This is a genomic window from Cellulosimicrobium sp. EB106-03-01-XG111 (genome assembly GCF_058792115.1).
The window spans coordinates 104,279-121,709 of sequence record NZ_JBYTEQ010000009.1; the positions used below are offsets into that span (position 1 = coordinate 104,279).

Sequence of the window (17,431 nt, forward strand, 5' to 3'; positions counted from 1 at the left end):
TTTCCAGCGACTTCACGGAGGCGACATGACGAGCACGTCACCGCAGGGCACCGGCGACGCGACCGCGGGCGGTCCGGGAGGGGGAGCACGGACCACGAAGCTCGCGATCGTCGGCGCCGGGGCCGTCGGCTCGACGCTGGCCTACGCCGCGCTCATGCGCGGCGCGGCGCGCACCGTGGCGCTCCTCGACGTCAACCGCGCGAAGGTCGAGGCCGAGGTCCTCGACCTCCAGCACGGCATCCAGTTCATGCCCATGGCGCGCGTCGAGGGGTCCGACGACGTCGCGGTGTGCGCGGGGGCCGACGTGGTCGTGGTGACGGCCGGCGCCAAGCAGAAGCCGGGCCAGACACGCCTCGACCTCGCCGAGGGCACGATCGGGCTCATGCGGACGATCCTCCCGGGCCTCGTGGAGGTCGCTCCGGACGCCGTCTACGTCATGGTGACCAACCCCGTCGACATCGTCACGTACGCGGCGCTCAAGTTCTCGGGGCTCCCCCCGACGCAGCTCTTCGGCAGCGGCACGGTGCTCGACTCCTCGCGGCTGCGGTTCCTCGTCGCGCAGCACTGCGGCGTCGCGGTGCAGAACGTGCACGCGTACATCGCCGGGGAGCACGGCGACAGCGAGATCCCGCTCTGGAGCTCCGCGACGATCGGCGGGGCGCCGCTGCTCGAGTGGCAGGGCATCGGCGGCCGGGGGCCGCTCACGGGCGACGTGCGCGACGAGATCGCGCGCGAGGTCGTGCAGTCGGCCTACCGGATCATCGAGGGCAAGGGCGCGACGAACTACGCCGTCGGGCTCGCGGGCACCCGGATCATCGAGGCGGTGCTCGCCGACGAGCACCGGGTGCTCCCCGTGTCCACCCTCCTCGACGGCATCTACGGGCTCGAGGACGTGTGCCTCTCGCTCCCGACGCTCGTCGACCGCCGCGGCGCCACGGAGCGTGTCGAGGTCCCGCTGGCGGACGACGAGCTCGCGGGACTGCGCTCGTCCGCAGAGTCGCTGCGCGCGGTCGCGCGGCGCTTCGGCATCTGAGCCCGCGGGCCTCGTCGGGCCCTGCACGACGAGAGCCGGGTGGTCGAGGGACCACCCGGCTCTCGTGCTGACCGGACCCTGCTCGCGGTCCGCGCGCAGGCTGCGCGGGGACGGTTCAGAGGCTGCGCAGGACGGAGACGACGCGCCCCAGCACCTGGGCGTCGTCCCCGGGGATCGGCTCGTACGCGGCGTTGTGCGGCATCAGCCACACGTGGCCGTCCGCGCGTCGCAGGCTCTTGACGGTCGCCTCGCCGTCGATCATGGCGGCCACGATCTCGCCGTTCTCCGCGACCGGCTGACGGCGCACGACGACCCAGTCGCCGTCGCAGATCGCCGCGTCGATCATCGAGTCGCCCTGCACGCGCAGGAGGAAGAGCTCGCCCTCGCCGACGAGCTGGCGCGGCAGCGGGAAGACGTCCTCCACGACCTGCTCCGCGAGGATGGGGCCACCGGCGGCGATGCGGCCCACGACAGGGACGTACGACGGCGCGGGGTGGGCCTCGTCGTACGTGGGCTCGGGTGCGGCCCCGGCGGGCGCGAGGGGGGTGGCACGGCGGGAGTCGTCGGGCTGGACGACCTCGATCGCGCGCGGGCGGTTCGGGTCGCGGCGCAGGAAGCCCTTGCGCTCGAGCGTCGTGAGCTGGTGCTTGACGGAGGACGGGCTGGTGAGCCCGACGGCCTCGCCGATCTCGCGCATGCTCGGCGGGTAGCCCCGCTGCTCGACGCACGCGCGGATGGTCTCGAGCACGAGCCGCTGGCGCGGGGTGAGCCCGTCACCCCCTGCCGACCCGTCCGGCAGCTCGCGCACCTCGGCGATCCCCCGTGCCCTGTCCGTGCCTCGTCCCGCCATGGTCGCTCCGCCCTCGTCCGTCGCGTGCCACCGGCCCCGGCCGGGCCTGCGGCTTCCCCTCCCCGGGGCGTGCACCCCGGGACCTCGGTCGCTCCTCCGGGTCCGAGCGGACATGTCCGGCGAACCGACCTGACCCCAGGTTAGGGGAGTATGCGACACGAATCAAACACCTGTTCGAGCATGCCTCGACTCTGTGGGTCGTTCGTGATAGACCTTCGTACAGATGTTCTACGTACAGGTGTTCGACCGGAGCGGTCGGGCGGGAGCGAGACGGGCGCGCGGGTCCGATCGACCGGGGAAGGCGATCGGGCCCGCGGGCCGGGACGGAGGGGACATGGACACGATGGCGATGGCGACGCCGACCGGGTTCGCACGTGGCGGATCGATGGGGGGTGCGCGGGCGGAGGCTCCGCTGCGCATCACGCGACGCGGTCGGGCGGTTCTCGTCCTGCTCGTGGCGGTCGTGCTCGTGCTCGCCGCGCGCGTCGGCCTGGCGGTCGCGAGCGGGCCGGGGGAGCCGGTCGAGGTCCGCGTCCACGTCGTGAGCTCGGGGGAGACGCTGTGGGAGCTGGCGCAGGGCGTCGCGACCCCGGGCGAGGACCTGCGTGAGGTGGTCAGCGGGCTCGTCGAGCTGAACGGCCTGTCGTCGTCGGGCGTGCAGACCGGTCAGACGATCCTCCTCCCGGTCGGCGAGCGGTGACGGGGCACGGGTGCGGGCCCTCTGTCTGTGACGCAGCACACGGCGCTGCTGCGTAGCAGGCTCGCGCGAAGGGTTGCGCCGTCGCATTAGGTACGCCTAAGTTAGTGTCACCTCACACGCCGGCTGGGGGGCTGGGCGGACGAGGCGAGGAGTGCGCGGACCACCGCGACTCCTGTGCACGTCGCCGCGCGCGAGGCGAGTCGCGCGCGAGATGGGGACGGGGGCGTCCCGACGGGGGCGGTCGACCACGACCGCCCCCGTTCTGCTGCCCGGGATCGGGCGGGACGTCCGGCGTGTTGCACCGCGCGCCCGGGACGACATACGTTCGTCGCGCCGACCCGTCGGCGCGACCCGCGGAGGAGCCCGCCATGCACTGCCCGTTCTGCCGTCACGCGGACTCCCGCGTCGTCGACTCCCGCACGTCCGACGACGGCGCCTCGATCCGTCGTCGGCGTCAGTGCCCGGAGTGCAACCGCCGCTTCACGACGATCGAGACCGCGAGCCTGTCGGTGGTCAAGAGGTCCGGCGTGACGGAGCCCTTCTCGCGCGAGAAGATCGTCAACGGCGTCCGCAAGGCCTGCCAGGGGCGGCCGGTGAACGAGGACGACCTCGCGGTCCTCGCGCAACGCGTCGAGGAGACCATCCGCGCGAGCGGCAGCGCCGAGCTCGACGCGTACGAGATCGGCCTCGCGATCCTCGGGCCGCTGCGCGAGCTCGACGAGGTCGCCTACCTCCGCTTCGCGAGCGTCTACCAGGCGTTCGACTCGCTCGAGGACTTCGAGAGCGCCATCACGTCGCTGCGCGTGGACCGGGAGGAACGTGAGGCGGCGGCCGGGCGTGCGGCGGCCGGGGCCGCCGACGGCGGCGCGACCGAGCGCGAGGCGGCACCCCAGGCCTGACAGTCGGATGGCGTTCCGCGCCACCTGCGTGCCACGTGCCCCCCTGTCCGCGCCACGCGCCCGGGGCTCGCGCGTCGGGTCGTCGAAGCGCCCCGACGCGGACCCCGCGACGCCGCGCTGGGCAGACGGGCGTGCGCGGCAGACGGGTGCACGCGGCAGGCGGGCGCACGCGGCAGGCGGGCTACAGGTCGCTCGAGCGTGATGCCCAGATGTTGATGCCTGTGTCCACGGGGAGCGCGTCGACGGCCGCGAGCTCCTCGGGCGAGAGCGCGGGAGCGTCGAGGGCCGCGAGGTTCTCGTCGAGCTGCCGGGTCGAGCTCGCGCCCAGCAGGACCGACGTCACGCGCTCGTCGCGCAGCGCCCAGAGGATCGCCGTGGACGCGAGGGTGCGCCCGTGGGCACGCGCGAGCTCGTCCAGGTGGCGCACGCGGTCGAGGTTCTCCTCGGAGAGGAACGCCGGGCGCAGCGGACCGCCGCGCGCCGCGCGCGAGCCCTGCGGGACCCCGTGGAGGTAGCGGTCCGTGAGCATGCCCTGGGCGAGCGGGGAGAACGCGACGACGCCGAGCCCTTCCGCACCGGCGACGTCGAGCACGTCGGCCCCCGCCTCGTCGTGCGGGTCGGGTGCCTCGATCCACCGGTTGAGCATCGAGTAGGAGACCTGGGTGACGACGAGCTCGACCCCGACGTCGGCCGCGACCCGCAGGGCCTCGCGGGTGCGCCGGGCCGAGTACGACGAGATCCCGGCGTAGCGCGCGCGCCCCGAGCGGACCGCCGTCCCCAGGGCGCCGATCGTCTCGGCGAGCGGGGTCGACGGGTCGTAGCGGTGCGAGTAGAAGATGTCGACGTGGTCGAGGCCGAGCCGGCGCAGCGAGGCGTCGAGGGAGGAGAGCAGGTACTTCCGGGAGCCCCCCTCGCCGTACGGCCCGGGACCCATGCGGTACCCCGCCTTGGTCGTCACGACGAGCTCGTCACGCACGGGGCGCAGCTCGCGCGCGAGCAGCCGGCCCAGCGACTCCTCCGCGGCGCCACCGGGCGGCCCGTAGTTGTTGGCGAGGTCGAGGTGCGTCACGCCGCGATCGACGGCGTGCAGGACGATCTCGCGCTGCGTCGAGAACGGGTCGGCGACCCCGAAGTTCTGCCAGAGGCCGAGTGCGATCTCGGGCAGGCGCAGGCCGCTGCGGCCGAGCGCGCGGTGCGGGAGCACGGCCGGTGCCGGCGCAGGGCGACCGGCGTCGTCGGCGCCGTCGGGTCGGGCAGGGGCAGGCTGCGGCGTGGGGTCGGGTGACACGCCCCGACGCTACCGGACGGCTCGTGCGGGGCGGCCGCGGTGGCGTCGCGGCGTGGGTCGGGCCGGACGGGCCGAGCGGACAAATCAGGTGGCGTCGGGCGGCGCGGTGGGGGAGGCTGGCGGGGTGCCCGACCCGTCGGGCCGAACGCAGTGCCCCCACCGAGTTCCCCGTCGACGAGGAGACCGCCATGGCGTCCGACCAGCAGCGACCCGCTGCAGAGACCGCACCGACCGAGGAGGCCAAGGCGAAGTTCCGGGAGGCGCTCGACCGGAAGAACGCCGCGCGCCACCGCACGGCCGACGGCGAGTCGAACACGGGCTCCGTGCACGGCTCGGAGACCGTCGGCCCGGTCCAGCGCACGTTCCGCCGCAAGTCCGGCTGAGCACGTGCCCCACGTCCGGTCGTCCCTCGGGGGGCGGCCGGACGTCGCACGTCCGGGCACCTGCGGGCCCTACGGCTCCGCGCGCGCGAAGCGCCGTCCGGTGATCTCGCGGGCCTCGACGACGACCCACTCCTCGGTCGGGACGTCGACGGTGGGGACGAGCGGGTCCGCCCCGTCCTGGACCGCTTCCACCTCGTGCTCGGTCCGGCTCCGGTGGGCGGTCCCGCGGACGACCACGCTCCACGCGCCGTCGTCGTCGACGTGGTCCCACTCAAGCGCGACCCGCTCGTTGGTCGCGAGCGTCGCGAGCTTGGTCCCCGGCACGGTGCGGAACCCGAGCGTGCGCTCGTGCACCAGCACGGTGACGGGGTAGATGTCCGGCTCGCCCCGCACGCTCACGGCGAGGCGTGCGACGTGGGTCCCCTCCACGAGGTCCCACGACGCGTCGGCGTCGAGGATCTGCGGCCCGTCGTGCATGTATCCGGTCATGCCTCATCGTGGCACCGGCGCGCGAGAGGCGCTCAGCGGCGAAGGTCACGGTCACCGGGGACCTTCGCCGCGTGCGGACGGACCGGCGCGGCGAAGGTCTCCCGGGCTGTGTCAGTCGAGGATGCGCAGGGCGATCGTCTGCTCCATCGCGGCCAGCGCCTCGATGACGGCCGGCTCCACGCGCGAGCCGACGTCGGTGACGACGTAGCCGATCTCGCCGCGCGTGGCGAGGAGCTGGCCTTCGATGTTCGTCCCGTGCTCGGCGAGCGTCGCGTTGACGGCGGCGAGGACGCCGGGGGTGTTGCGGTGCAGGTGCGTGATGCGCGTGATGCCCGTCGTCTGCTCGAGCGCGAGGTTGGGCACGTTGACGCTGAGCGTCGTCGAGCCGGTGGTGAGGTAGTCGCGCAGCTTGGCGGACACGAACTGCCCGATCGCCTCCTGCGCCTCCTCCGTCGATCCGCCGATGTGCGGCGTGAGGATGACGTTCGGCAGGCCGCGCAGCTCGGAGTCGAACGCGTCGCCCTTGCGCTTGGGCTCGTGCGGGAAGACGTCGACCGCGGCGCCGGCCACGCGGCCCTCGACGATCGCCTCGCGCAGTGCGCCGTAGTCCACCACGAACCCGCGCGACAGGTTGAGGAAGATCGAGCCCTGGCGCATGCGGGCGAACTGCTTGGCGCCGAACAGCCCGGCGTTGCCCTGGCGCCCGTCGACGTGGAGCGTGACGACGTCGGCCTGCTCGAGCAGCTCGTCGAGCGTGTCCATGCGGCGCGCGTTGCCGAGCGCGAGCTTCTCCGCCGTGTCGTAGAAGACGACCGACATGCCGAGGTTCTCGGCGACGACCGAGAGCTGCGTGCCGATGTTGCCGTAGCCGACGATGCCGAGCGTGCGGCCGCGGACCTCGTGCGCACCCTCCGCCGACTTGTCCCAGCGACCCTCGTGCAGCGCGCGGTCGCGCTCGGTGAGGCGGCGCGTGAGCGCGATGATCTCCGCGAGCGCGAGCTCGACGACGGAGCGCGTGTTCTGGAACGGCGCGTTGAACACGGCGACGCCCTGCGTCGCGGCGGAGCGCAGGTCGATCTGGTTCGTGCCGATGCAGAACGCGCCGAGCGCCACCAGGTCGGGGGCGTTCTCGAGCACGTTCGCCGTGACGTTCGTCTTGGACCGGATGCCGAGCAGGTGGACGCCGTCGAGCGCCTCGATCAGCTCGGACTCGTCGAGGGCTCCGGTGCGGACGGTGACGTCGATGCCCGCGGCCTCGAGGTTCGAGGCGGCGAGGGGGTGCAGGTTTTCGAGGAGGAGGGCGCGTAGCACGCCCCCATGGTGCGCCCGTTCCGCGGTCCGGACCAAACGGGTCTTGACCCTCGGGACGAGGTGAACCCGCGCCCGGACGGGACCTCCGTCAGGCCTCGGCCCCCGGTGCGGCGCCCCGTGCGGCGACTGGCGCGTCGTCCGACGGCGGCGCCGCGATGCCGGCGGGCAGCGGGAGCGCGTGCACGACGACGAGGCGCTGCGTCGGCCGCGTCATGGCGACGTACAGGTCGGACGCACCCGACGGCCCGGTCGCGACCTCGGCGGGCTCGACGAGCACGACGGCGTCGAACTCCAGGCCCTTGACCTGCACGGGGTCGAGCACGACGACCGGGTCCTCGCCGCCCGCGTCGGCGAGCCCGAGCGCGGCCCGCAGCGCGGGGACCGCAGGCGCGGCCGCGACGACCGCGACGCGGCCCGACTCCGCGGCGACGAACTCCGCGCGCGCGGCCTCGGCCTCCGCTCGCACCCGTGCCTCGAGCGCGCCCGGTGCCACCGAGACCACGCGCAGGGCGTCCTCCACGTCGCGCGCGGACGTCAGCGGCGAGACCGGGAGGCCGGCCGCGACGGCCGCGCGTCGGGCCGCGTCCGCGACGGAGGCCGGGGTGCGGTAGTTGACCGTGAGCTCCGCGAGCCGCCACGCGTCGCGGAAGACCGGGTCGAGCATGCCCTTCCACGACCGGGCGCCCGCGAGCGACGACGTCTGGGCGACGTCGCCCACCACCGTGAACGACCGCGTCGGGCACCGGCGCACGAGCATGCGCCACGCCATGGCGGACAGCTCCTGGGCCTCGTCGACCACCACGTGGCCGTAGGTCCACGTGCGGTCCTGCGCGGCGCGCTCGGCGGTGGTCAGGCGCGGGCCGCTCGCGGTGAACCGCTCGGCGAGCACGTCGGCCCCGACGATCCCGCCGCCGGCACCGGACGACTCGAGCACCTGCCGCGCGTACTCGAGGTCCTGCGCGCGCTGCGCCGCGCGCGCGGCGGCCTCGGCGCGCTCCGCCTGGTCGTCCTCGCCGAGCAGCTCCGCGGCCTCGTCGAGGAGCGGGACGTCCGCGGGCGTCCACGGTGCACCCTTCGGCCGCTCGAGCAGCCGCCGGTCCTCGGGCGAGAGCTCGGGCGCGGCCTCGGCGAGCCGGTGCGGCTTGGTCCACAGGTCCTCGACGAGGCGTTCGGGCGTGAGCGGCAGCCAGGCCAGGTTGAGCGCGACGCGCACGTCCCGGTGGGAGCGCAGGTCCTCCAGGACGAGCGTGCGGTCCTCGCCGACGAGCGGCTCGCCGAGCTGACGCCCGTACTGCTCGACGAGGCGCGAGAGCATCTCGCGGACGAACGTGACGCGCGCGAGGTTGTGCGGCTTGTGGGTGCGCCGCGCCTTCGCGATGGCGTCGCGCACGTCGCGGCGCCGGATCAGGAGGTCGTGGCCGTCGAGCCGGACCGGGACGTCCGCCGCGGCCACGCGCTCGCGCGCGCGCACCGCACGACGCACCGCGCGGGCCATGACCGCCCGGCCCTTGACGCGCGCGACGCGCGGGTCCTCCTCGCCGTCGGCGACGACGCCCGGCAGGAGGTCGGCGATCGTCGTGCTCACGACGCCGGTCTCGCCGAGCGACGGCAGCACCTGGTCGATGTAGCGCAGGAAGGAGAGGCTCGGGCCCACGAGCAGCACGCCCGAGCGCTCCAGCAGCCGCCGGTGCGCGTACAGCAGGTAGGCCGCGCGGTGCAGCGCGACCGCCGTCTTGCCCGTGCCCGGTCCGCCCTGGACGACGAGCGCCCCCGCGAGCTCGGAGCGGATGATCGCGTCCTGCTCCGACTGGATGGTGGCGACGATGTCGCCCATGCGTCCCGTGCGGCCCGCGGCCATCGCGGCGAGGAGCGCGCCCTCGCCCGAGAGCGTCGTGCCGGTCACGGCCTCCGGCGCGTCGAGGTCGAGGAGCTCGTCCTCGAGCCCCGTCACGGCACGACCGCGCGTCACGAGGTGCCGCCGGCGCACGACGCCGTCCGGGTGGGCCGCCGTCGCGCGGTAGAACGCCTGGGCGGCGGGCGCGCGCCAGTCCGTGAGGAGGCTCGAGTGCTCGGCGTCGGTGAGGCCGATGCGCCCGACGTAGCGGAGGGCGCCGTCGTCGAGGTCGAGCCGGCCGAACGCGAGGCGGTCCTCGACGGCGTCGAGCTGCGCGACGCGGTCCTCGTACAGCGTCGCGAACGCGTCCCGCTCGCTGCGGTTCTGCGGCGAGCCCGACGGCCCGGAGCGCCGGACCTCGTCGAGACGGGCACGGGCGGCCGCCCGCAGCTCGTCGAGTCGCGCGTAGAGGGTGTCCACGACCTCCTGCTCGAGCCGGAGCTCGTCGTTGCGTCCCACGCTGTCCCTTCCTCGACCTGCGGCGCGCCGCTCGCGCGGCCGTCCATTATGGCGTACGACCGCCGTCCGGGGGACCGGCGCCCGGCGCGTCCCGGACCCGTGACCGGGCCGGACGCGCGCCTGCGGCTAGGATCGTGGCCCATGGCGACCAGAGGGGAGCGGGCGTCGTGACCGGGAGCGAGCGTCGAGCCCCGGGCCGACCCTCCGCGCGCGGCGACGACGCCGCCGGACCGGACCAGACGCACTCCGGGCGCGCCGTGCTCGCCCCGACGGACGAGCTCCGGATCCTGCTCGTGGAGGACGACGACGGCGACGCGATCCTCGTCGAGGAGCTGCTGGCGGACGGCGACCTCAAGGTCGAGCTGCACCGCGCGACGACCCTCGACGGCGCCCTCGAGATGGTCGCGTCCCACGACGTCGACTGCGTCCTGCTGGACCTGGGCCTGCCCGACTCCGTGGGCCTGTCCGCCGTCGAGCGCGTGCGTGCCGGGTCGCGGCCGCCCGCGCTCGTCGTCCTGACCGGCCACTCGGGCATCGACCTCGGGGTGCAGGCGGTCGCCGCGGGCGCGGACGACTACCTCGTCAAGGGCGAGGTCGACGGCGACCTGCTCGGGCGGTCGGTGCGCTACGCGATCCAGCGGCGCATGTCCGTCGAGCAGCAGCGCGCGCTGTACCGCAGCGAGGTCCGCGCGGCCGAGACGGCGCGCCTCGAGCGCGCGCTCCTGCCGACCCCGCTCGTGCAGGACGTCCGGCTCGACGTCATGGTGGGCTACGTGCCCGGCGGCAACGGCCTGCTCGGCGGCGACTTCTTCGACGCGGTCGAACGCCCGGACGGGACCGTCCTGTGCGTCATCGGGGACGTCGCCGGGCACGGTCCGGACGAGGCCGCGCTCGGTGCGACGCTGCGCACGGCCTGGCGCACCATCGTGCTCAGCGACACCCAGCCGGAGGCGATCCTGCCGCTGCTCGAGCGCGTGCTCGTGCCCGAGCGCGCGCGGCCGGAGGTGTTCGTCACGCTGTGCCAGGTCGTCGTCTCGGCGGACCGTCGCAGCGCCGAGGTGTACCTGGCGGGACACCTCGCGCCGCTGCTCCTGCGCGACACGGCGTCGGAGATCACGCCGACCGCCCGCGGCCGCGCCCTGGGCATCCCGGTCGCGGGCGGGTGGACGTCGCAGCCGGTCGAGCTCGGCGAGCGCTGGGCGCTCATGCTCTACACCGACGGCCTCGTCGAGGCGACCGTCGCGGGCGCCGGGGCGGGCGACGCGCGCACCCGCCCCGAGCGCGTCGGCGTCGGCGGCCTGCGCCGCGCCGTGGACAGCGCCCTGGAGCAGGGCGTCGAGGGCGTCGTCGAGCGGGTCTTCCGTCGCGTGCGCGACCTGCACGGCGGCCCGCTCGCCGACGACGCGGCCCTCCTCGTCCTCGGGTGGGGCGGCGACGGCAGCTCCCCGGGCGAGCGGTCGGCGACCCTCGCGGACTCGGACGAGTGGGCCCGGTGAGCGCGGCGGGCGACCGCAGGCGCGCGGGCGAGCGTCGCGCCCCGACGCTGCGGCGCCGGCTCGGCTGGGCCCTCGTCGTCGCCGGCGTCATCCTCCTGGGCGTGCTCGCGACGTCCGCGATCGCCCTCTCGCGCGTCCTGACGATCCAGACCGACGTGACCGGGCCCTTCTTCGACGCCGTCACACAGGCGGACGGCGCGTACGTGGGCCTGCTCGACGCCGAGGTCGCCGTGCGCGCGTACGTCGCCACGGGCGACGACACGGCGCTCGAGGCCTACACGCGCGCCGTGGAGGTCGACGCCGCCGGCGTCGTCCCGGACGCCGGGCTGGTCGACCGCCTCGACCTCGACGACGAGCTCGCCGCCGCACGGGCGCAGGCCGAGTCCTCCGTGCGCGCCTGGGTCTCCGAGTACGCCGAGCGGGCGATCGCGACGACCGAGCAGGACGGCCCGGGGCGGGTCCGCGCCGTCGACCAGGCGCGCGGGAGCGAGCTCTTCGGGGCGGCGCGTGCGGACACCGCGCGGTACGACGACGCGCTCCGTGCCGAGCGCGTCGAGCGTCTCGACGCGCTCGACCGGTGGAGCCGCGCCCTGTTCGGGAGCGTGCTCGTCCTCGTCGGCTCGGCGCTCGCGGTGGGCATCATCCTGTGGGTCTGCCTCAAGCGCTGGGTGACCGAGCCGATGGCGGAGCTCGCGCACCGCGTGCGGCTCGTGAGCTCCGGGAGCCTCGACGAGCCGGTCGTCACGTCCGGGCCCGCCGAGATCGCGGACCTCGCGCAGGACGTCGAGCACATGCGCGTCGAGCTCGTGAACCAGGTCGCGGAGATCAAGGCGTCGCACGAGGACGCGGCGCGCTCGCACGAGCTGCTCGCCGAGCAGGCGCGCGAGCTGGAGCGCTCGAACCGCGACCTGGAGCAGTTCGCGTACGTCGCCTCGCACGACCTCCAGGAGCCGCTGCGCAAGGTCGCAAGCTTCACGCAGCTCCTCAAGAAGCGCTACGGGGGCGAGCTCGACGACCGCGCCGACCAGTACATCGACTTCGCGGTCGACGGCGCGAAGCGCATGCAGCGCCTCATCCAGGACCTGCTCGGGTTCTCCCGCGTCGGCCGGACGGGCACCGAGCGCGTCGACGTCGACCTCGAGCACGAGCTCCGGGGCGTGCTCGAGGACTTCTCGGAGAAGATCGCGGAGTCCGGGGCGCGCGTCACGCACGACCCCCTCCCCGTCGTCGTGGGGGAGCAGGCGCTCCTGCACCAGCTGCTCGCGAACCTGGTCGGCAACGCGCTGAAGTTCCGTCACCCCGACCGGCCGCCCGTCGTGCACGTGGGCGTGCTCGCGCGCGACACCCACTGGGAGCTGTCGGTCGAGGACAACGGGATCGGCATCGACCCGCAGTACGCCGACCGCGTGTTCGTCATCTTCCAGCGCCTGCACGCCAAGGACGTCTACGAGGGCACGGGCATCGGCCTGGCGCTGTGCAAGCGCATCGTCGAGTACCACGGCGGGCGCATCTGGATCGAGCCGCGCGAGGGCGGGACGACCATCCGCTTCACGCTCGCCCACGCCTACGTGCAGGCGCAGGTCGGCTACGCTCGCTCCGACCCCGGCGGCGCCGGTCCGGACGCCCCGGCCCCCGCGCGCCCCGACGACGAGGAGAGCCCCGCATGAGCCACGGCAGCAAGCCGATCGACGTCCTCCTGGTGGAGGACGACCCGGGCGACGTGCTCATGACCCGCGAGGCGTTCGAGGACCACAAGGTCACCAACCGCCTCTCGGTGGTGTCCGACGGCGTGAGCGCGCTGCAGTTCCTGCGCAAGGAGGGCGAGCACGCGGGCGCTCCGACGCCCGACCTCATCCTCCTCGACCTCAACCTGCCCCGGATGGACGGGCGCGAGGTCCTCGCCGAGCTCAAGGCCGACGACGCGCTGCGCAAGATCCCCGTCGTGGTGCTCACGACGTCGGAGGCCGAGGAGGACGTGGTGCGCAGCTACTCGCTGCACGCCAACGCCTACGTCACCAAGCCGGTCGACTTCGACCGGTTCATCGACGTCGTGCGGCAGATCGACGACTTCTTCGTCTCCGTGGTGCGGCTCCCCGGTCGCTGAGCGCCGGCACCGCCCGGCCGGGAATGATCCCCGGCCCGGGTCGCGTTACCTCGTCAGGCCCGCAGCGCGCCACCGGCGGCGCACGGGCGAAGGACGTGACGAGGAGGATGCATGCTGGACCCTCGCGGGATCTACGAGCTCGACGAGCAGGCCGTGGCGCGCCTGTGGCCCACGCCGCCCGAGGCGGGCTCCGGGCCGGTGCTGCTGCACGCGGTCGCGGGGTTCGTCGACGCGGGCAGCGCGGGAGAGGTGGCCGTCGACCACCTGCTGGAGATCGGTGAGGTCACCCGCCTGGTGACTTTCGACGCCGACCAGCTGATCGACTACCGCTCGAAGCGGGCCACGATGACCTTCAGCACGGACCGCTGGTCCGACTACGACGAGCCGTACCTCGTCGTCGACCACGTGCGCGACGCCGAGGGCACGGGCTTCCTGCTCCTGCACGGCGCCGAGCCCGACGTCCAGTGGGAGCGCGTGGTCGCCGCGGTGCGCGACGTCGTCGAACGCCTGGGCGTCGCGCTCGTCGTCGGCTTCCACGGCATCCCGATGGGCATCCCGCACACGCGGCCGCTCTCGGTGACGGCGCACGCGACGCGCCCCGAGCTGCTCGGTGAGCACACGTCGTGGTTCGGGACGGTCAAGGTCCCGGCGAGCCTCGCCGCGCTCCTCGAGCTGCGGCTCGGCCGCGCGGGCCACGACGCCGTCGGCTACACCGTGCACGTGCCGCACTACCTCGCCCAGTCGTCGTACCCCCCGGCAGCGGTCGTCGCGCTCGAGCACGTCCAGCGCGTGACGGGCCTCGACCTCGCCACGGGCGGCCTCGCGGAGGCGGTCCAGGACGCGAAGACCGAGGTCGAGCGCCAGGTGCGCGACTCCGAGGAGGTCGCGGCGGTCGTCCGGGCGCTCGAGGAGCAGTACGACGCCTTCGCCCGATCGGTCGGGCGCACGAGCCTGCTCGCCGAGTCGGCGCCGATCCCCACGGCCGACGAGCTCGGCGCGGAGTTCGAGCGCTTCCTCGCGCAGCAGTCGGGCGAGTGACGGCGCCCGCGGCCCCGCCGGGGAGTATGTGCCGAAAAATCAGCACGAGCGAGCCCGTTCTCCATGGCGGACCTGACGTGGTCCATGCCACACTGTGACCCGTTGCAGTGACGTACTTGCGCACGACCCGGTGCAGGGCCGGTACGTGGGTCCGCCCGGCGGGGTGGTCCGGCGTCGGGCCTGCCGGCCGCACACGGCCGGGCACCGGCGAAGGACGTGGGACATGGCATTGCGGCGCACGGGGGTGGACGAAGGGTCCGCCTGCTGATGTCCCCGGATGGACAGAAGGTCAGAGGAACAGCATGGCGCAGGGTTCTGTGAAGTGGTTCAACGCCGAGAAGGGCTTCGGCTTCATCGCGCAGGACGGCGGCGGTGCCGACGTCTTCGTGCACTACTCGGCGATCGAGTCGAACGGGTACCGCACGCTCGACGAGGCGCAGCGGGTCGAGTTCGAGATCACCCAGGGGCCGAAGGGCCCGCAGGCGGAGAAGGTCCGCCCGCTCTGACGTCCACGACGTCCTGCGGTCGGGCCACCCGGTCGTAGCAGCAGCGCAGGAGCCGCGTCCCCGCCCGGGGGCGCGGCTCCTGGCGTGTCAGCCCTCGCCCGTTCGCCGTGCTCGCTCGTCGGCCTGCTCGTCGGCCCGCTCGTCGGCCCGCTCGTCGGCCCGAGCGTCCGATGCCGCCCGCGCGAGCGCGGGTTCGTCGGGCGCGGGGCGCTCGGGCGCCGGGTCCACGAGCGGGGTCGCAGGGCCGACGAAGGTCCGCAGCTCGCCGCCCACGAGGACGCGCGCCGGCACGGCGAGCGAGCGCACCGCGCGCGCGAGCCCTGGTCCGGCCAGGCCGGGCTCGGCGCCGCCCGGCGCGACCGCAGCGAGGACGACGTTGCCGTACCGGCGCCCCTTGAGCTGCGCCGGCTCGGCGATCGCCGCGACGCGGCCGTCGTCCCAGGCGTCCTCGCCGAAGGCGGCCGCGAGCGTCGCGAGCTCGCGCCGTACCGCGGCGAGCGGCGGCCGGTCCGCGCAGTTGACCAGGTAGACGCCCCCGGGTCGCAGGACGCGCCGTACGTCGTCGGCCATGCCGAGGGTCACGAGGTGGTCGGGCGTCCGGTCACCGTGGAAGACGTCCCGGACCACGACGTCGAACGACGCGTCCGCGAGCCCCTCGACCGCGTGCCGGGCGTCGTCGGGCCGCAGCCGCAGCCGCGGGGAGCGCGGCAGGTCGAACCAGGCGCGGACGAGCTCGAGGAGTCGCGCGTCGAGGTCGACCCCGAGCTGCGTGGAGCCGGGGCGGGTGTGCTCGACCCAGCGCGGCAGGCTGCACCCCGCCGCGCCGAGGTGCAGCGCGCGCACGGGTCCGGGGTGCAGCGCGTCGACGACGGCGGCCATCTGCTGCATGTACTCGAACGCGAGCATCCCGGGGTCGTCCAGGTCGAGGTACGAGCTCGGGACGCCGTTGACGTAGAGGGTGACCGCGGACGGGCGGTCGGGGTCGCGCTCGACGCGCGCGGTCCCCGTCGTGGTCGCGACCGGCTCGCTCGGGAGGTCGGACGCCGCGGGAGCGCCGCGCGCGGGCCCCCGACGCCGGGGCGGTGTGGGTGGTGCGGGGGACCCTGGAGGTCGTCGGGAGGTGCGGCGGGCCATGTGCCCACCGTACGGGCTGCACGCCGCCGGCACGTTGACAGGATCGAACAGGTGTTCGATAGTGGAGCAGGAGGTGCACGATGTCGAACGAAGCAGGCGCGAGGGCGCAGGTCGTGGTTCCCGCCGAGGTGCGGCGGCTGCTCGCCCGCGCCGACGCGGAGCTCGTCGCGGCGTCACTCGCGCAGGACGCGGGGGAGCGGTTCGTCCACGCCCACCTCGGCGCGCTGCGGGCCGCGGCCGCGGTCGTCGCGCTCCGTGCGCGTCCCGTGCGCCGTGGGCGCGCCCGCACGGTCTGGGAGCAGCTCGCGGACGCCGAGCCCGGTCTCGCCGCGTGGTCGGTGTACTTCGCGAGCGGTGCGCGCGTGCGTGCCGCCGTGGACGCCGGGAGGTTCGACGAGGTCGACCCCCGCCGCGCCGACGAGCTCGTGGCGTGCGCCGAGGACTTCCGCGACGAGGTCGCGATGCTCGTCGACCCGGACGCCGGCTTCGTGCGGCTGCCCGGGCTGCGGACGGTGGCGTCGTGACGACCCGGCCGCCCGGCCCGCGGGCACGGTGAGCACCCGATGAGCCGGGGGCCGCGCGCGGTCGTGCGCCGGGACTGGGGGGACGACGAGAGCGGTTGCTCGATCCTCCACGTCGACATGGACGCGTTCTTCGCCTCGGTCGAGCTGGCGCGGCGTCCCCAGCTCGTCGGGCGACCGGTGATCGTCGGCGGTGCCGAGCGGGGCGTCGTCCTCGCCGCCACCTACGAGGCGCGCGCGTTCGGCGTCCACTCGGCGATGCCCATGACCACCGCGCGCCGGCTGTGCCCGCAGGCCGTCGTCGTGCCGCCGGACCACGCGCGCTACCACGAGGTCTCCAGGTCGGTCATGGCCGCGCTCGGCGAGATCACCGCGCTCGTGGAGCAGGTGAGCGTCGACGAGGCGTTCCTGGACGTCAGCGGCGCCCGGCGGCGTCTCGGCCCGCCCACGCGGATCGCCGCCGCGCTGCGGCGGAGGGTCCACGCGGACCACGGGATCACGTGCTCGGTCGGGATCGCGACGACGAAGTTCGTCGCGAAGCTCGCGTCCACGCACGCCAAGCCCGACGGCATGCTGCTCGTGCCCGCGGCGGCGACGGTCCCGTTCCTGCGCACCCTGCCGGTCGGGGCGCTGTGGGGCGTGGGTGAGCGCACGGAGGCCGTCCTCGCGCAGTGGGGCATCCGGACGGTCGCCGAGCTCGCCGACACCGACGTGGCGTCCCTGCAGACGGCGGTCGGCAAGGTCTCCGGTGCTCACCTGCACGACCTCGCGTGGGGTCGTGACCCGCGGCCCGTCCAGCCCGAGCGCTCGGAGCGGAGCATCGGCGCCGAGACGACCTTCGAGCACGACCTGCGCGACCTCGTCGCCGTGCAGGCCCGCGTCCTCGAGCTGGCCGACCGGTGCGCCGGCAGGCTCCGGCGCCAGGGCCTCGTCGCCCGCACGGTGAGCGTGAAGGTCCGCACGAGCGACTTCCGGACGGTCACGCGGGCCCGCACGCTCGGTGCCCCGACGGACGTCGCGCGCGAGATCCACCTCGTCGCCCGCGAGCTCGTGGCGGGGGTCGACCTGCGCGGGCTCGCGGTCCGGCTCGTCGGGGTGCGTGCGGAAGGTCTCGAGCCGCGTGCGGAGGCTGTGGTCCAGCCCACGCTCGAGGAGGCCGTGGTGGAGACGAACGCCGTCCGGCGACGCGCGGAGGAGGCCGTCGACGCCGTCCGTGGCCGTTTCGGGGTGAGATCCATCGCCCTGGGGCCCGCCCGGCCCCGCTCGACTACCACCCCCGCGGATGTCGATCTATCCTGAGGGTGTCACACGACCACCGTGGAGAAT

General features: G+C 74.6%; 17 protein-coding genes. 11 read left to right on the forward strand and 6 right to left on the reverse strand.

All coding sequences use genetic code 11. The features are described from left to right. Window positions 1–25 precede the first annotated feature (25 nt). Entirely contained in the window at window positions 26–1,033 is a 1,008-nt protein-coding gene (locus tag AC3WT4_RS10025; RefSeq protein WP_108050166.1) for an L-lactate dehydrogenase, read from the forward strand. Between the two features lie 115 nt (window positions 1,034–1,148). Here the strand turns inward: AC3WT4_RS10025 and lexA are convergent, their stop codons facing one another. Then, the gene (gene lexA / locus AC3WT4_RS10030) at window positions 1,149–1,883 is read right to left on the reverse strand and encodes a transcriptional repressor LexA (RefSeq protein ID WP_492315374.1); all 735 of its coding nucleotides are present in this window, start codon (window positions 1,881–1,883) and stop codon (window positions 1,149–1,151) included. Window positions 1,884–2,217: 334 nt separating this feature from the next. Between lexA and AC3WT4_RS10035 the strand changes: the two genes are divergently transcribed. Beyond that, complete coding sequence (locus AC3WT4_RS10035; RefSeq protein ID WP_286186133.1) at window positions 2,218–2,583, forward strand: LysM peptidoglycan-binding domain-containing protein; 366 nt, start codon at window positions 2,218–2,220, stop codon at window positions 2,581–2,583. Between the two features lie 368 nt (window positions 2,584–2,951). Beyond that, complete coding sequence (gene nrdR, locus AC3WT4_RS10040) at window positions 2,952–3,482, forward strand: transcriptional regulator NrdR (protein ID WP_108050170.1); 531 nt, start codon at window positions 2,952–2,954, stop codon at window positions 3,480–3,482. 181 nt (window positions 3,483–3,663) lie between these two features. On the opposite strand, the gene AC3WT4_RS10045 is transcribed toward nrdR, so the two are convergent. Beyond that, on the reverse strand, window positions 3,664–4,686 hold the full coding sequence (locus AC3WT4_RS10045) for an aldo/keto reductase (RefSeq protein ID WP_492315402.1): 1,023 nt from the start codon (window positions 4,684–4,686) through the stop codon (window positions 3,664–3,666). 272 nt (window positions 4,687–4,958) lie between these two features. Here AC3WT4_RS10045 and AC3WT4_RS10050 point away from each other — a divergent pair, with 272 nt between their 5' ends. Beyond that, complete coding sequence (locus tag AC3WT4_RS10050; RefSeq protein WP_031316400.1) at window positions 4,959–5,153, forward strand: DUF5302 domain-containing protein; 195 nt, start codon at window positions 4,959–4,961, stop codon at window positions 5,151–5,153. A gap of 69 nt (window positions 5,154–5,222) precedes the next feature. Here AC3WT4_RS10050 and AC3WT4_RS10055 read toward each other — a convergent pair whose 3' ends face one another. From AC3WT4_RS10055 to AC3WT4_RS10065, 3 genes are all read right to left on the reverse strand, one after another. Beyond that, on the reverse strand, window positions 5,223–5,642 hold the full coding sequence (locus tag AC3WT4_RS10055) for a pyridoxamine 5'-phosphate oxidase family protein (RefSeq protein ID WP_074810039.1): 420 nt from the start codon (window positions 5,640–5,642) through the stop codon (window positions 5,223–5,225). 111 nt (window positions 5,643–5,753) lie between these two features. Continuing rightward, window positions 5,754–6,953 (reverse strand): phosphoglycerate dehydrogenase, encoded by a 1,200-nt coding sequence (gene serA, locus AC3WT4_RS10060; RefSeq protein ID WP_108050173.1) that lies wholly within the window; start codon window positions 6,951–6,953, stop codon window positions 5,754–5,756. An 88-nt stretch (window positions 6,954–7,041) separates the two neighbouring features. Continuing rightward, on the reverse strand, window positions 7,042–9,306 hold the full coding sequence (locus AC3WT4_RS10065; protein ID WP_492315375.1) for a HelD family protein: 2,265 nt from the start codon (window positions 9,304–9,306) through the stop codon (window positions 7,042–7,044). Window positions 9,307–9,473: 167 nt separating this feature from the next. Here AC3WT4_RS10065 and AC3WT4_RS10070 point away from each other — a divergent pair, with 167 nt between their 5' ends. From AC3WT4_RS10070 to AC3WT4_RS10090, 5 genes are all read left to right on the forward strand, one after another. Further along, the gene (locus tag AC3WT4_RS10070) at window positions 9,474–10,802 is read left to right on the forward strand and encodes a PP2C family protein-serine/threonine phosphatase (protein WP_492315376.1); all 1,329 of its coding nucleotides are present in this window, start codon (window positions 9,474–9,476) and stop codon (window positions 10,800–10,802) included. Next, window positions 10,799–12,469 (forward strand): sensor histidine kinase, encoded by a 1,671-nt coding sequence (locus AC3WT4_RS10075; RefSeq protein ID WP_108050191.1) that lies wholly within the window; start codon window positions 10,799–10,801, stop codon window positions 12,467–12,469. The genes AC3WT4_RS10070 and AC3WT4_RS10075 overlap by 4 nt, the downstream gene beginning before the upstream one ends. Further along, on the forward strand, window positions 12,466–12,906 hold the full coding sequence (locus AC3WT4_RS10080; protein WP_021482350.1) for a response regulator: 441 nt from the start codon (window positions 12,466–12,468) through the stop codon (window positions 12,904–12,906). The genes AC3WT4_RS10075 and AC3WT4_RS10080 overlap by 4 nt, the downstream gene beginning before the upstream one ends. Before the next feature lie 111 nt (window positions 12,907–13,017). Then, on the forward strand, window positions 13,018–13,944 hold the full coding sequence (locus AC3WT4_RS10085) for a proteasome assembly chaperone family protein (RefSeq protein WP_492315377.1): 927 nt from the start codon (window positions 13,018–13,020) through the stop codon (window positions 13,942–13,944). Between the two features lie 302 nt (window positions 13,945–14,246). After that, window positions 14,247–14,450 (forward strand): cold-shock protein, encoded by a 204-nt coding sequence (locus AC3WT4_RS10090; protein ID WP_074810042.1) that lies wholly within the window; start codon window positions 14,247–14,249, stop codon window positions 14,448–14,450. 87 nt (window positions 14,451–14,537) lie between these two features. Here the strand turns inward: AC3WT4_RS10090 and AC3WT4_RS10095 are convergent, their stop codons facing one another. Further along, window positions 14,538–15,584, reverse strand: a complete 1,047-nt coding sequence (locus tag AC3WT4_RS10095; protein ID WP_167405777.1) for a spermidine synthase — start codon at window positions 15,582–15,584, stop codon at window positions 14,538–14,540. Between the two features lie 80 nt (window positions 15,585–15,664). Here AC3WT4_RS10095 and AC3WT4_RS10100 point away from each other — a divergent pair, with 80 nt between their 5' ends. Together AC3WT4_RS10100 and AC3WT4_RS10105 are read left to right on the forward strand one after the other, a co-directional pair. Then, window positions 15,665–16,108: an SAV_6107 family HEPN domain-containing protein gene (locus AC3WT4_RS10100; RefSeq protein ID WP_074810044.1), complete on the forward strand. Its 444-nt coding sequence runs from the start codon at window positions 15,665–15,667 to the stop codon at window positions 16,106–16,108. 39 nt (window positions 16,109–16,147) lie between these two features. Further along, window positions 16,148–17,404, forward strand: coding sequence for a DNA polymerase IV (locus tag AC3WT4_RS10105; protein ID WP_108050178.1), 1,257 nt, complete (start codon window positions 16,148–16,150; stop codon window positions 17,402–17,404). Window positions 17,405–17,431 lie beyond the last annotated feature (27 nt).